Consider the following 12,680-nt stretch of genomic DNA (forward strand, 5'->3'; position numbering starts at 1 on the left):
ATGAGCACGGACCTGTTGGCCGCGCTGTGCCTGGTCGCGGTGATCGAGGGGCTGTTCCTGTTCGTCAGCCCGCGGGCCTGGAAGCGCATGGTCGAGCAGCTGTACCACCTGCCGGAGCGGCACATGCGCATCACCGGCGCGGTCATTGTGGCCGCCGGCCTGCTGTCGCTGTGGGCGGTGCGCGCCGGCTGACGCCCCGCCTGCGGCAGGCCGTGCTTCGGCCTGTCGGCTTCATCCGAACGGGAGCGCGGGTGTGATGGCCGGCTCCATGCCACGCGCTGTCCTGAACCGTGCCGGGCCCGCCCCGTCCGATCGCGTCGCGCAAGGGTGGCCGCGCCCACCCAAAACCCGGATAATTCCCGAAAGCCGGAAGGGGCCGCTCGCAGCAGCACGCCCCGCCCGGCTTTTTCCGTGTCTGGGCGGTCCGCGCCCGGCGCCGGCCCCGAGGCGGGCCGAACCCATCCGTACATGAGGAGCAAGGCCGTGGGCCAGTCAGTTGTAGTCCTGGGCGCCCAGTGGGGCGACGAAGGCAAGGGCAAGATCGTCGACCTGCTGACCAAGGAGATCGGCGGCGTCGTCCGCTTCCAGGGCGGCCACAACGCCGGCCACACGCTGGTCATCGGCGGCAAGAAGACGGTGCTGCACCTGATTCCGTCCGGCATCCTGCGCGACGACGCGCTGTGCCTGATCGGCAACGGCGTGGTGCTGAGCCCGGCCGCGCTGATGAAGGAGATCGGCGAGCTCGAGGCCGCCGGCATCGAGGTCCGCAGCCGCCTGAAGATCAGCCCGGCCACGCCGCTGATCATGCCGTACCACATCGCCCTGGATCAGGCCCGCGAGAAGGCCGCCGGCAAGAGCGCGATCGGCACGACCGGGCGCGGCATCGGCCCGGCCTACGAGGACAAGGTCGCGCGTCGCGGCATCCGCGTGTCCGACCTGAGCTACCCGAAGGAGCTGGCCGAGAAGCTGCGCTCGACGATGGACTACCACAACTTCGTGCTGACGAAGTACCTCGGCGTCGAGGCGGTGGACTTCCAGAAGACGCTCGACGAGGCGCTGGCGTTCGGCGAGTACGTCGAGCCGATGAAGTCCGACGTCGCCGGGATCCTCCACGAGCTGCGCAAGCAGGGCAAGAAGGTGCTGTTCGAGGGCGCGCAGGGCTCGCTGCTCGACATCGACCACGGCACGTACCCGTACGTGACCTCGTCGAACACGACGGTCGGCGGCGCGTATGCCGGCTCCGGCGTCGGCGCCGACGCGATCGATTACGTGCTCGGCATTGCCAAGGCCTACGCCACGCGCGTCGGCGGCGGCCCGTTCCCGACCGAGCTCGACGACGAGGTCGGCCAGGGCCTGCGCGATCGCGGCCAGGAATACGGCGCCACCACCGGCCGCCCGCGCCGCTGCGGCTGGATGGACATCGTTGCGCTTAAGCGCGCGGTGGCGATCAACGGCATCAGCGGGCTGTGCATCACCAAGCTCGACGTGCTCGACGGCATGGAGAAGCTGAAGATCTGCATCGCCTACGAGTACCGCGGCAAGCGCACCGAGTACGCGCCGCTCGACGCCGACGGCTGGGACGAGTGCACGCCGGTGTACCTGGAGTTCCCGGGCTGGGACGAGAACACCCACGGCATCACCGAGTGGGACAAGCTCCCCGCCGCGGCCCGCGCCTACCTGCGCGCGCTCGAGGAGCTGGCCGGCTGCCCGCTGGCGATCGTCAGCACCGGCCCGGACCGCGACGCCAACATCGTGCTGCGCGATCCGTTCGCCTGAGTCCGGCCGCACAGGCATGACCCGGAAAGCCCCGCCGCGTGCGGGGCTTTTCGTTGGTGCGCACGGCCGCGTGGCGCCGGCGCGGCCGCGCGGGGACGCGACGGGGGCCTCGTTCGCGTTCACGCGGCGCTGCCGGTAGCCGCCGCACCCTCCCGCTCGAGCGCGGGGGTTGCACACGGGGCCCGCGCCGCCCCGCGGCCGTCGGGCCGCCATCAGGCAGCAGGCACGAGTGTTGGAGATGTCGTCGCAGGAATCCGCAGGCGCCGGGGGCGTCCGCCCCGTCGCGCCGCTCGTCGACGCCGATTACCGGCGGATGGTCGACGCCGTGCGCGATTACGCGATCTTCATGCTCGACCCGGACGGCTACATCCGCTCGTGGAACCCCGGGGCCGAGCTGCTGAAAGGCTACGCCGCGGAGGATGTGCTCGGTCGCCACTTCAGCCTGTTCTACCCGCCGGAGCAGCGCGAAAGCGGGTGGCCGGACCGCGAACTCGAGCTGGCCCTGCGCGACGGACGGATGGAGGACGAGGGCTGGCGCTTGCGCAAGGACGGCACGCGCTTCTGGGCGAGCGTTGTAATTACCGCGCTGCGCGACGCCGACGGGACCCATCGCGGCTACGCCAAGGTCACCCGCGACCTCACCGAGCGGCGCCTGCAGGAGGAGCTGCTGCGCCAGAGCGACGAGCGTTTCCGCCTGCTGGTCGAGGGCGTGCGCGACTACGCGATCTTCATGCTCGAGTCGGACGGCCGCGTGGCCAGCTGGAACCTCGGGGCGGAGCTGACCAAGGGCTACACCGCCGACGAGATCATCGGCCGTCACTTCTCGGTGTTCTACCCGCCCGAGCTGATCGAGCAGGGCTGGCCGCGCCACGAACTCGAGATGGCGCTTGCCCACGGCCGCTTCGAGGACGAGGGGTGGCGGCTGCGCAAGGACGGCACGCGCTTCTGGGCGAGCGTGGTGATCACCGCGCTGTTCGACGAGCACGGCGCCCACCGCGGGTACGCGAAGGTCACCCGCGACCTGACCGAGCGCAAGCGCGTGTCGATGCTCGAGGACGAAAGCCGCCACCTGACCCAGTTCCTCGCCGTCCTCGGCCACGAGCTGCGCAACCCGCTGGCGCCGATCTCCAATGCCGTGTCGCTGCTGCAGCACGGTGCGCCGACGCCCGAGCGACTGACTTTCGTCACCGACGTGCTGGCGCGGCAGGTGCCGCACCTGCGCCGTCTCGTCGAAGACCTGCTGGATGTCGGCCGGATCGTCAGCGGCAAGATCCACCTCGACCGCCAGGTGGTGCGGCTGCAGTCCGTCGTCGACGACGCGGTCGAGGCGGCCGCGCCGCTGATGCAGGCGCGCGGGCACGCGTTCGAGGTCGATGCCTGCGCCGAGGCGCTGTGGGTGATCGGCGACCCGATGCGCCTCGTGCAGGTGCTCGGCAACCTGCTGCACAACGCCGCGAAGTTCACGCCCGAAGGCGGCTCGGTCCGGCTGGCGCTGCGGGCGGACGGGCCGCACGCGGAGCTGGCGGTCAGCGACAACGGGCCGGGCATCCCCGAGCGCGACCTGTCGTACGTGTTCAAGCTGTTCGCGCAGGGCGAGCGCGACGCATCGCTGCGGGAGCACGACGGCCTGGGGATCGGTCTCAGCCTCGCCCATCAGCTGGTCGCGCAGCACGGCGGCGAGATCAGCGTCTTCAGCCGCGGCGAGCCCGGTCGCGGCGCGGAGTTCCGGATCCGCCTGCCGCGCATCGACGACGCGTCCGATGCGGGGTGGCGCTAGGCGGGCGGGTTCCGAAGGGCCGGTTGGGTCAGGCCTCGAACCGGTCGTCGGCGCGCTGTGACTCAGGGCCGGGCAGCGGCCGCCGCGCCATGATCGCCACCAGCAGCCCGAACAGCACCAGCCCCAGCAGCGGCAGCACGACCGCGACGAACACCACCAGCAGCTGCCACACACTCAGTCCGAACATGGGGTCTCCGCGTCGTGGTCGTGGACGCAGCGGGCCGCCGATGCGGCGCCCACCGCGTGGGCTCGGGTCACTGCGCCGACAGCTTCTTGTGCATGCGCTGGTAGTCGCGCCGGTACTGGCCGGCCAGGCGCGTCTTCTCCGCCGCGCTGAGCACCTTGCCGGACACCTGGAAGAACTTCTTCTCCTCCTCGCGCAGGTGGTGGTGCACCTCGTGCGACAGCTCGCGCGCCTTCTCGATCCACGCGGTGCCGGCCGGGTCGAGCGCCTGCAGCTCCGCGACCAGCTCGTCGATTTCGTGGTGCTCGTGCAGCGCGTGACGCGTCGACATCAGGCCGGCGTCGTCCATCAGCATCGGCGCGTAGAGGTAGCGCTCCTCGGCCGCCTCGTGCGCGGCCAGCTCGACGCGGACCTCGGTGAACAGCGCGATGCGCGCCTGGGTGCCGGCGCGGCTGCGCAGCAGGCGGCGCAGCAGTGCGCGCTGGCGCTCGTGGCTTTCGCGCAGGGCGTCGTAGATGGAGTCGGGCATCGCGGGATCCTCAGGGCAACGCCGGGCAGGCTAGCGGCCCGGCCGTCAACGCGGCGTCCGCCGGCTTGACCTTGCCCCGGTGGGAAGGTCGAACGTGCACGCGACCCGGCGGGAGGCCGCCTCCGGGCCGCCGAACCGGGAGGTGCCCGGCGCGGCCGGATTCTTCCCGGCACGAGGAACGGCGACGATGATGCTGCACGTCAACGACATCCGCTGCGGCGACTGCGTCCGCGCCATCACCGATGCGGTGCTGCGCGTGGACCTGGGCGCCCGGATAAATGTCTGCGCCGCCGGGCGAAGAGTCCGGATCGAAGGTCGCGTCAGCGTCGAGCAGGCGAGGCGCGTGATCGAGCAGCGCGGCTTCGCCGTCGCGCGGGTCATCGACGCGCGGGCCACCGACACGGCCGTGCGGCTGCGCGACGACCGCTCGTTCGCCTACTGATCGGAATCGCGGGAGCGCGCGCCTGCGCGTCCGGCGGCCTGGCGCCGCCGGTCGAGCAGGCCGAGCAGGGTCAGCACCACCAGCGTCAAGGCGGTCACCGACGTCGCCAGCACGTGGAACTGGAAGCCGACCGCAACGCCGACCACCGCCACCATCAGCAGCGATGCGGCCGTGGTGATGCCTGCAACCGCCTGGCCACCGCGGGTGGCGAAGATCGTGCCGGCGCCGATGAACGCGACGCCCGCCACGACCGCCTCGACCAGGCGCAGCACGTCGATCTGGAGGGTGGCGTTGTCGCGGAAGTCGCTCTCCAGCATCGCCAGCCGACCGACGCCGACCAGCAGCGCGGCTGCGCCGCCCACCAGCATGTGGGTACGGAAGCCGGCCGGCCGATCCTTCATCTCGCGCTCGAAACCGACGAAGCCGCCGAGCAGCATCGCGAACGCCACGTCGAGCACGACGCGCAGTTGGGGCTCCCAGTCCATCCAGGCACGATGCCGCGGCGACCGTAACGGCCGCGTGGTCGCAGTCGTTCGCGTCCGCGGCCGCCCGGTGTGACCGGGCGGACTGGCGCAGCGTGGGGGCTGGATTCCCAACGCTTCGAATGCGCCGGCGGGCCGCGCTCACGCGCCCGCCGTGGCGGCGGCGCTACGGTCAGCACCGCGCCCGCGCGATCGCGCCGCGGCAACGTCCTGACGCCCATGCCTGCCATTGGAGGCCTACATGCTGGTCCTGCTGACCAAGGTGCTGGTGACCGCGGTGATCGTCGTGGCGATCAGCGAGCTCGGCAAGCGCAGCTCGCTGGCCGGCGCGCTGCTGGCGTCGCTGCCGCTGACGTCGCTGCTGGCGCTGGTGTGGCTGTACCGCGACACCGGCGATGCGCAGCAGGCCGCGCAGCTGGCGCGCGGGATCTTCTGGCTGGTGCTGCCGTCGCTGGCGTTCTTCGCGGTGTTCCCGGCCGCGGTGAAGGCCGGCGTGGCGTTCTGGCCGGCGATGGGCGCCGGGATCGCGGCGACGCTTGCCGCCTACGGCGCGCTGCTCGGCGTCGACCGGGTGCTGCAGCTGCGGCTGTTCGGCTAGCCCGGCGTCGCGCCGCCGGATGTGGCGTCGGCGTCGGCATCGAGGTCGAAGTGCAGCACGTCCTCGCGCGTGCCGAGCTTGGTGTACAGCGCGATCGCCGGGTCGTCGCCGTGGTCGGCCTGGACGAACACCACGTACGCCCCGCGGGCGCGCGCTTCACGCTGCAGCGCCTCGATCAGCGCGGTGGCGATGCCGCGCCGACGGTGCGTCTCGGCCACTGCCAGGTCGTAGAGGTACACCTCGCTGCGCTCGCGTTCGAACTTCGGCAGCACGTAGGCCGCGAGGCCGCCGACCACCGCGGCGCCGTCGAGCGCAGCGACGGCAATGAAGGTGGGGCTGCCCAGCAGCCGCGCGAGGTAGGCGTCGCGCGGCTGTGCGTCGGTGTACGTGGGCAGATCGTCGAACGCCGCGCCGAACATCGCGAGCACGCCGCGCATCGTGTCGACGTCGTCGGGCCCGAGCAGGCGGAGGTCGGAGCGCTCCATGGTGGCGTGCCGGTCGTCGCGCGGCGCGTGGCCGCTATTCGGCGGCGGCCTCGCCATGCACCGCGAACGTCGTCGTACCGCCGTCACGGCCGACCAGCTCGGTCTCGTAGCGCTGCACGCGGCCGTCCGGCACTTCCATGCCGGGCGAACCGAGCGGCATGCCCGGCACCGTCAGGCCCTTGGCGTCGGGCTTCTCGGCGAGCAGGCGCTTGATGTCCTCGGCCGGCACGTGGCCCTCGACGAAGTACCCGCCGACCTCGGCCGTGTGGCACGAGCCCTTGCCGTACGGCACCCCGACGCGCTCCTTGACCGCGCCGACCTCGTCGGACTCGATCACTTCGACGGTGAAGCCGGCCTGCTGCATGTGCTCGACCCACAGGCCGCAGCAGCCGCAGGTCGGGCTCTTGTGGACGGTCACCAGCGGCAGCGCGGCAACCGGCGAGGCCGCGGCGGGGTTGGCGGTGGCGGTCGCCGCGGTTGCGGTCGCCGGTGCTGGCGACGACGCAGCCGGCGCGGCCGCTGCCGTGCCCTGCGATGCGGCCGCACCCTGCGCGCTGGCCGGCGTCGAGGCGCCCTGGCACGCGGCCAGCACGAACAGCGCGCCGAGCGCGGCGGGGGTCAGCAGGCGGGGCGAACGGGGGGCGGTGGGCATGGTCGGCTCCAGGCGGGCGCCAGCGCGGCGCGGGGAAGGGCAGGCCGCCAGTGTGCCTGAGCGTCTCTGGGTCGGAGTGCGGTTCAGCAAAAGGCGTATGCTCGGCCTAGAGCGGTCGGGGGCGGCGCGACATGGCAGCTGCGGTGGAGCGTGTGGTCCCTATTTCGGCCGAGCTAGCGCGGATCTTGCTACTGGCTTCGCTCTGGTTCGTCGCGAGCTACTTGAGCCTGCTGCTGCCCACCGAAACGGCAGACTATGCGCCGATTCGGGTCGGCGGGGCGCTCGCCCTGGGGTTGCTGCTGCGGTGGCGTCCAACGCAGGTCTGGCCCTACCTCGTGGCGGGCCTCATCGCCCTGGTGATCTCCAATGTGCTCGGCGGTCGCATCGATGGGCTCGTCTGGCCCGTGTCGGCGGCGCGCGTCGCTGAAATCGGGCTGGCCTACTACTTGCTGAGGCGCTGGGACATCGACCCGGTTGGACTGGGCACGGCGAAGAATCTGGGACAGCTGCTGATGATCGCCGCCGTCGTGGCCCCGCTGCCTTCGGCGGCGTTTGCCGGATGGGTGGCCGCAGAGCAAGTCGGTAGCCCGTACTGGAGCGCGGTCTTCACTTGGCTGGTAGGGAACGCGTTCGGCATGGTCGTCGGTCTGCCTGCCGTCCTGGCTTACCGGCCGGGGCGGTTCACGCAGCTCTGGGCGGCGGGCCAAGGCGCAGCGAATGCGGCAATCGTGGTGCTGTCTCTGGCAACGACTGCGCTGGCGTGGCTAATGTTGGCCAGGCCGTTCGTCGTACTTGCCGTGCCGCTATTGCTCGCTGCGTTCCGGTTCGGCCGTTTCGGTACCGCGCTCCTGTGCGCGGCAAACATGGCGCTTGTCATCGCCCTGGCGCTGGGCGGCCTGCACGCAGACGTTCCCGGCTTGGAACCCGGCCAGCTGGGATCGAGCGAACTTGCGCTCTACTGCGCGCTGAGCATCCTCGGACCGGTGGTGGTCTCCATCGTGCTCGCCGAGCGCGACCTCACGCGCGAAGCGCTGTTCCAGGAGAAGGAGCTCGCACAGGTCACGCTCGAATCGATCGGCGATGCAGTTGTCGCCGTCGATGCGGAAGAGAAGATCGTTTACATGAACCGCGTGGCCTGCGACATGACCGGCTGGCCGCTCGAGCACGCAATCGGCCGCAACATGCACGAGGTTGTCTGCATCCACGATGCCGAAACGGGCGATCCGGCGCCTGCGCCACTGGATCGAGCCATGCGCGACGACAAGGTGCTTGGACTTGCCCTGAATAGTCTGCTCGTGCGCCGCGATGGATATACGTCCGCGATCGAGGACTCTGCCGCTCCGATTCACGACCGCGCCGGTCGTGTCATTGGAGGGGTGATGGTGTTCCACGACGTGAGCGAGTCGCGCGCGATGGCGCTGAAGATGTCGCATCTGGCGCAGCACGACTACCTCACCGACCTGCCCAACCGCATCCTGCTGCAGGACCGCCTGACCCAGGCGATGCTGCACTCTCAGCGCGCAGGCACGGCGCTAGCCACGCTCTTCATTGACCTGGACCATTTCAAGCGAATCAACGATTCGCTCGGTCACCACGTTGGTGACCGACTTCTTCAGCAGGTCGCCGCACGACTTCGGCAGGTTGTGCGCGGCGACGACACGGTCAGCCGGCAAGGCGGCGACGAGTTTGTAATTCTTCTGGACCGCCTGAAGCAACAAGGCGATGCGGCGCGGGTCGCGGAGAAGGTCATCGCCGCTCTCGACCAGGTGTTTGAGGTCGAGGAGCACCACTTGTACGTCTCGTGCAGCATTGGAATCGCAATCTATCCGCACGACGGTATGGACCCGCCGAGCCTGATGCGCAGCGCCGACGCGGCCATGTACCACGCGAAGAAGTCAGGTCGGCGTCGCTTCGCGTTCTTCGCACCGGAAATGAACGAGCAGGTCACGCGCCGGCTGATGCTGGAAACTGCCCTGCGCAGAGCCGTCGTCGAAGGGGAGCTGCAGCTTTACTACCAGCCAAAGGTGGCCCGCGACGCTTCGACGATTTGCGGCCTCGAGGCCCTCGTGCGCTGGCACAGGCCGGACGGTGCGTTGGTGTCGCCGGAGGAGTTTATTTCTGTAGCGGAAGAAGCCGGGCTGATCGGCGAGATAGATGCATGGGTGATGGAGGAGGCAACTCGCCAAGTCGCTGCGTGGCGCCTTGCGGGTATTCCGGTGGTGCCCGTAGCGGTGAACGTGTCCGTCCTGCGGCTCGTCGGCGAGGACTTCCTCGGCGCCGTTGACCGCGCTTTGGCAGCCAGCGGGGTCGAGGGTTCAATGCTGCAGGTCGAGGTGACCGAGTCGCAGGTGCTGGCGAACGACGAGGGCACCCGGGCCATCTTCACCGGGCTGCGTGCCCGCGGCATCCAGATCGCCATCGACGATTTCGGCAATGGGCGCGCGAGCCTGAGCTATCTGTGCGGCTTGCCCTTCGATGTGCTCAAGATCGATCGAAGCTTCGTCGCCGCGCTACCGACCGACCCGCGCCAGGCGCTCGTAGTGGACGCCATTCTCGGGATTGCCAAGGCGCTGCGTTTCAAGGTGGTCGCTGAAGGCGTGGAGACGGCCGGACAAGTCGACATTCTGCTGAGGCGTGGCTGCGACGAACTGCAGGGCTTCCTCTTCAGCAAGCCGGTCCCTGCAGCGCAGATGGCTGAACTGCTGCGTCACGGGCGCTTCGACGGAGCCCGCTCCGCGGCGGGATCGCCCTAGCCCCCCCGCGCCCGCCTCCCGCTAAAGGGGTCGGCGCGCGTCGTGTTCTCATTTGTCCACCGGGGCGCGCAGTGGCCCCTCGCGATCGCGAGAGGCGTGCATACCCGACCCCGCTTCGTCCGTATCTGGTTGGCGCAACCTGCCAAGAGACACCTCATGCCTCGGATGTCCTGCCTGACGATGCTGCTCTCTGGGCTGATGTCGCCCGCCTTCGCCCAGCAGGCGGCCGACCCGGCCCCGCCGGCGATGCGCCCTGCGCCCGACGGACTGTCGCTCGGCGTCGCCGCGATCAGAAGCGACGGCGTGATGCTCGGCGAGGACGCGCGCCAGTTCGTCGTGCCGACGATCGGCTACGAAGGCGAGCGCTTCTTCTTCCGCGGCATCGCCGGCGGCGCGCACCTGGCGACGTGGGGCCGCGTCCATCTCGACGCCACGCTGTCGGCGCGGCTCGACGGCTGGGACGCCGACGACCTCGACGCGGCGGCGCTGGCGGCGCGCGGTATCGACCGTGCTTCCCTGCAGGACCGCGACCAGGGCGTCGACGCCGGGCTCGCGCTGGTGTGGCAGACCGGCGCCGGCGTGTTCGGTGCCGACCTCAAGGCCGACGTCAGCGGGGCGAGCGACGGCGTCGCCGCGCGCGTCGAGCACGGCCTGCCGATCCCGTTCGCCGGCGGCATGCTGACGCCCACCGTGCAGGTGCAGCGCTGGTCGCCCCGGCTGGCGGACTACTACTACGGCACGCTCGATGCGGAGGAGGCCGCCGGCGTGCCGCGCTACCGGCCCGGGGCCGCGGTGATTCCGGGCGCGGGCGTGCGCTGGTTGCGGCCGTTCGCGCGGCACTGGGTGCTGGTCGCCGGGGTGCAGGTCGACGCGCTCGACGACGCGATCACCGACAGCCCGCTGGTCGACGACGACGCCGACGTGCAGCGTGCGGTGTTCCTGAACGTCTCGCGGCGCTTCGGCGCGGACTAGCGGCCGACGCGATCACCACCAGCGCCTCCACCTCGCGAGCGCCAGGGCGCCGGCAACGAGGCCGAGCATCGACACGATCGCGATCACGAAGCCGCGCGTGCCGGTGCGGAAGAACGGCGTGTCGAAGTTCATGCCGAGCACGCCGGCGAGCACCGCCAGCGTGCCCAGCAGCACGGTGACGAACGTCAGCACGCGCATGATGTCGTTGGTGCGCTGCGCGGCGTGCGTGGCGAACAGCTCGAAGCTGCCGATCACCAGCTCGCGCGCGGTCTCGACCGTGTCCAGGCTGCGTTCGAAGCGCTCGTTGAGCGCGCGGAACTGCGCCTGCACGTCGGGCCCGGCCTCCGGGCGGAAGTCGGGGCGCGCCATCGCGCCGTAGACCTGGCGGTGCGGCGTGATCATCCGGCGCAGCCGCGATGCCGCGCGGCGCAGCACCGCCAGCTCGGCGACGTAGTCGCGCGGCTTCGGGTCGGCCAGCAGCTGCACTTCGAGTTCGTCGACGTCGGCCTCGAGTTCGGCAACCGCGTCGAAGTAGGTCGACATCTGCCAGTCCAGCAGCGACGCGGTGAAGCTTTCGGCGCTGAGCACGCCGATGCGGGTTTCCGCGCGCTCGCGGTCGCGCAGCTGCGCCAGGTAGTCCAGCGGCTCGCGGTGCAGGGTCACGACGAAGTTCTCGCCGCTGAGGACCAGCAGCGACTGCGGCCGCCACGCCAGCCGCTCGCCCGGCGCAATCGCGACCACGTGGACCAGGAACCACTCGCCGAAGTTGCGCAGGCTCGGCCGCTCCCAGTCGTCGTCGAGCGCCGGCAGCGCGTCGCCGAGGCCGAGCCGGCGCAGCAGATCGCGCACGCCGTGGCCCTGGTGATCGATCCACAGCAGCTGGCGCTCGGACAGGGCGTCCAGCCGCAGCGCGTCCAGCGGCTGCTCGCGGTCGTTGCCGTCGGCGTCGAACAGCACCGCGTGCGTGCCGTCGCCGGCCGGCTCGGGCAGGCAGCCTGAGTGTCCGGACGCGGCCTCGGCGGCGCGCACGGGCTCAGTGCTTCTTCTTGCGGTCCCCGCGGTCCCCGCGGTCCCCGCGGTCGCCCTGGCCGGACGGGGCGGGGCGCTTGGCGGCCTGGCGCACGTCCTGCGCCAGCGACTTGCCGAGGTCGTCGGACTCGCGGATGCGGCCCTGTTCGTCGCGACGGATCAGTCGCTTGTCGCCGTTGGGAGCGATCAGCTCGCGCTTTGCCATGTCGGTGGCTCCAGCCGGTGGGGCGGCCAGCATTGGGGCCCCGCGGTGAAAGCGTGGCGAATGCGCACCGGCAGCGTTCAGCTGTCGCACACGCCGTGGGGCGCGGTCGGCGCGCCGCTGGGCGAAGCCGGTGACGGTGCGGTAACGCGGCGGCGCCTACGGTGCACGCCACCCTCGTCGGTCGGAGATGCCCCCATGCGCCACTACAAGATCGCCGTCTTCGTCGGCAGCCTGCGCCGCGAATCGTTCAACCGGCGCTTCGCTGACGCGCTGGTGAAGCTCGGGCCCAAGGAGTTCAGCTTCAGCGACAGCGCCATCGGCGACCTGCCGCTGTACAACCAGGACGACGACGCCAGCCCGGCCGCGCCGGTGAAGCGCCTGAAGGGCGAGATCGCCGCGGCCGACGGCGTGCTGTTCGTGACGCCCGAGTACAACCGGTCGGTGCCCGGCGTGCTGAAGAACGCCATCGACCATGCGTCGCGCCCGTACGGCCAGAGCGCCTGGGCCGGCAAGCCGGCCGGCGTGATCGGCGTGTCGGTCGGCGCCATCGGCACCGCGCTGGCGCAGCAGCATCTGCGCAACATCCTGGCCTACCTCGACTGCCCGACGCTTGGCCAGCCCGAGGCGTTCGTGCAGCAGAAGGACGGCCTGGTCGATGCCGACGGGGCGATCGGGGCGCAGAGCCGCGAGTTCCTGCAGGGCTGGATGGACGCGTACGTCGGGTGGGTCAAGCGGCACGCGGGTTGATCCGCCGAGCGGTATCGGCCGAGGCCGCGGTGCGCGTCACGCAGGCGTA

Annotated in this window: 15 protein-coding genes; 8 read left to right on the forward strand and 7 right to left on the reverse strand. The window is 70.9% G+C overall.

All coding sequences use genetic code 11. The annotated features are described in order from the left end of the window. The 3 genes from D3A60_RS05170 to D3A60_RS05180 all read left to right on the forward strand — a co-directional run bounded on the left by D3A60_RS05170 (position 1) and on the right by D3A60_RS05180 (position 3,553). Positions 1-192: a DUF2065 domain-containing protein gene (locus tag D3A60_RS05170; protein WP_119717679.1), complete on the forward strand. Its 192-nt coding sequence runs from the start codon at positions 1-3 to the stop codon at positions 190-192. 291 nt (positions 193-483) lie between these two features. Beyond that, positions 484-1,776, forward strand: coding sequence for an adenylosuccinate synthase (locus D3A60_RS05175; protein ID WP_119717680.1), 1,293 nt, complete (start codon positions 484-486; stop codon positions 1,774-1,776). Positions 1,777-2,089: 313 nt separating this feature from the next. After that, on the forward strand, positions 2,090-3,553 hold the full coding sequence (locus tag D3A60_RS05180) for a PAS domain-containing sensor histidine kinase (RefSeq protein ID WP_455423425.1): 1,464 nt from the start codon (positions 2,090-2,092) through the stop codon (positions 3,551-3,553). Positions 3,554-3,581: 28 nt separating this feature from the next. Here the strand turns inward: D3A60_RS05180 and D3A60_RS14460 are convergent, their stop codons facing one another. After that, entirely contained in the window at positions 3,582-3,740 is a 159-nt protein-coding gene (locus D3A60_RS14460) for a hypothetical protein (RefSeq protein WP_157981401.1), read from the reverse strand. 67 nt (positions 3,741-3,807) lie between these two features. Continuing rightward, positions 3,808-4,266 carry a hemerythrin domain-containing protein gene (locus D3A60_RS05185; RefSeq protein ID WP_119717682.1) on the reverse strand — a complete coding sequence of 153 codons (459 nt, stop codon included), beginning with the start codon at positions 4,264-4,266 and terminating at the stop codon, positions 3,808-3,810. Positions 4,267-4,360: 94 nt separating this feature from the next. On the opposite strand from D3A60_RS05185, the gene D3A60_RS05190 reads away from it, so the two are divergent. After that, entirely contained in the window at positions 4,361-4,708 is a 348-nt protein-coding gene (locus tag D3A60_RS05190) for a heavy-metal-associated domain-containing protein (RefSeq protein WP_196778658.1), read from the forward strand. Here D3A60_RS05190 and D3A60_RS05195 read toward each other — a convergent pair. Next, positions 4,702-5,193 (reverse strand): MgtC/SapB family protein, encoded by a 492-nt coding sequence (locus D3A60_RS05195; RefSeq protein WP_119717684.1) that lies wholly within the window; start codon positions 5,191-5,193, stop codon positions 4,702-4,704. The two genes, D3A60_RS05190 and D3A60_RS05195, sit on opposite strands and share 7 nt — an antisense overlap. A 238-nt stretch (positions 5,194-5,431) precedes the next feature. Between D3A60_RS05195 and D3A60_RS05200 the strand changes: the two genes are divergently transcribed. Next, on the forward strand, positions 5,432-5,788 hold the full coding sequence (locus tag D3A60_RS05200; RefSeq protein WP_119717685.1) for a DUF3147 family protein: 357 nt from the start codon (positions 5,432-5,434) through the stop codon (positions 5,786-5,788). On the opposite strand, the gene D3A60_RS05205 is transcribed toward D3A60_RS05200, so the two are convergent. Beyond that, entirely contained in the window at positions 5,785-6,273 is a 489-nt protein-coding gene (locus D3A60_RS05205) for an AAC(3)-I family aminoglycoside N-acetyltransferase (protein WP_119718982.1), read from the reverse strand. The two genes, D3A60_RS05200 and D3A60_RS05205, sit on opposite strands and share 4 nt — an antisense overlap. A 34-nt stretch (positions 6,274-6,307) precedes the next feature. Beyond that, complete coding sequence (locus D3A60_RS14705; RefSeq protein WP_231120420.1) at positions 6,308-6,925, reverse strand: DUF411 domain-containing protein; 618 nt, start codon at positions 6,923-6,925, stop codon at positions 6,308-6,310. A 221-nt stretch (positions 6,926-7,146) separates the two neighbouring features. Between D3A60_RS14705 and D3A60_RS05215 the strand changes: the two genes are divergently transcribed. After that, positions 7,147-9,678: a bifunctional diguanylate cyclase/phosphodiesterase gene (locus D3A60_RS05215; RefSeq protein WP_196778659.1), complete on the forward strand. Its 2,532-nt coding sequence runs from the start codon at positions 7,147-7,149 to the stop codon at positions 9,676-9,678. 156 nt (positions 9,679-9,834) lie between these two features. Next, the gene (locus tag D3A60_RS05220; protein ID WP_119717687.1) at positions 9,835-10,650 is read left to right on the forward strand and encodes a MipA/OmpV family protein; all 816 of its coding nucleotides are present in this window, start codon (positions 9,835-9,837) and stop codon (positions 10,648-10,650) included. Between the two features lie 12 nt (positions 10,651-10,662). On the opposite strand, the gene D3A60_RS05225 is transcribed toward D3A60_RS05220, so the two are convergent. Next, positions 10,663-11,679 (reverse strand): magnesium transporter CorA family protein, encoded by a 1,017-nt coding sequence (locus D3A60_RS05225; protein WP_119717688.1) that lies wholly within the window; start codon positions 11,677-11,679, stop codon positions 10,663-10,665. A gap of 4 nt (positions 11,680-11,683) precedes the next feature. Next, positions 11,684-11,884 carry a hypothetical protein gene (locus D3A60_RS05230; RefSeq protein WP_119717689.1) on the reverse strand — a complete coding sequence of 67 codons (201 nt, stop codon included), beginning with the start codon at positions 11,882-11,884 and terminating at the stop codon, positions 11,684-11,686. Positions 11,885-12,079: 195 nt separating this feature from the next. On the opposite strand from D3A60_RS05230, the gene D3A60_RS05235 reads away from it, so the two are divergent. Further along, positions 12,080-12,631 (forward strand): NADPH-dependent FMN reductase, encoded by a 552-nt coding sequence (locus D3A60_RS05235; protein WP_119717690.1) that lies wholly within the window; start codon positions 12,080-12,082, stop codon positions 12,629-12,631. The last annotated feature ends 49 nt before the right edge of the window (positions 12,632-12,680 follow it).

The organism is Cognatilysobacter tabacisoli (genome assembly GCF_003586305.1).
In the GTDB taxonomy this organism is placed as follows: Bacteria; Pseudomonadota; Gammaproteobacteria; order Xanthomonadales; family Xanthomonadaceae; genus Cognatilysobacter_A; species Cognatilysobacter_A tabacisoli.

Bases quoted from the DNA above. Each gene is read 5' to 3' on its own strand.
- D3A60_RS05200 (WP_119717685.1), top strand. From the start codon at position 5,432: ATGCTGGTCCTGCTGACCAAGGTGCTGGTGACCGCGGTGATCGTCGTG.
- D3A60_RS05180 (WP_455423425.1), top strand. From the start codon at position 2,090: ATGGTCGACGCCGTGCGCGATTACGCGATCTTCATGCTCGACCCGGAC.
- D3A60_RS05185 (WP_119717682.1), bottom strand. From the start codon at position 4,266: ATGCCCGACTCCATCTACGACGCCCTGCGCGAAAGCCACGAGCGCCAG.
- D3A60_RS05220 (WP_119717687.1), top strand. From the start codon at position 9,835: ATGCCTCGGATGTCCTGCCTGACGATGCTGCTCTCTGGGCTGATGTCG.
- D3A60_RS05170 (WP_119717679.1), top strand. From the start codon at position 1: ATGAGCACGGACCTGTTGGCCGCGCTGTGCCTGGTCGCGGTGATCGAG.
- D3A60_RS14705 (WP_231120420.1), bottom strand. From the start codon at position 6,925: ATGCCCACCGCCCCCCGTTCGCCCCGCCTGCTGACCCCCGCCGCGCTC.
- D3A60_RS14460 (WP_157981401.1), bottom strand. From the start codon at position 3,740: ATGTTCGGACTGAGTGTGTGGCAGCTGCTGGTGGTGTTCGTCGCGGTC.
- D3A60_RS05235 (WP_119717690.1), top strand. From the start codon at position 12,080: ATGCGCCACTACAAGATCGCCGTCTTCGTCGGCAGCCTGCGCCGCGAA.
- D3A60_RS05205 (WP_119718982.1), bottom strand. From the start codon at position 6,273: ATGGAGCGCTCCGACCTCCGCCTGCTCGGGCCCGACGACGTCGACACG.
- D3A60_RS05230 (WP_119717689.1), bottom strand. From the start codon at position 11,884: ATGGCAAAGCGCGAGCTGATCGCTCCCAACGGCGACAAGCGACTGATC.
- D3A60_RS05195 (WP_119717684.1), bottom strand. From the start codon at position 5,193: ATGGACTGGGAGCCCCAACTGCGCGTCGTGCTCGACGTGGCGTTCGCG.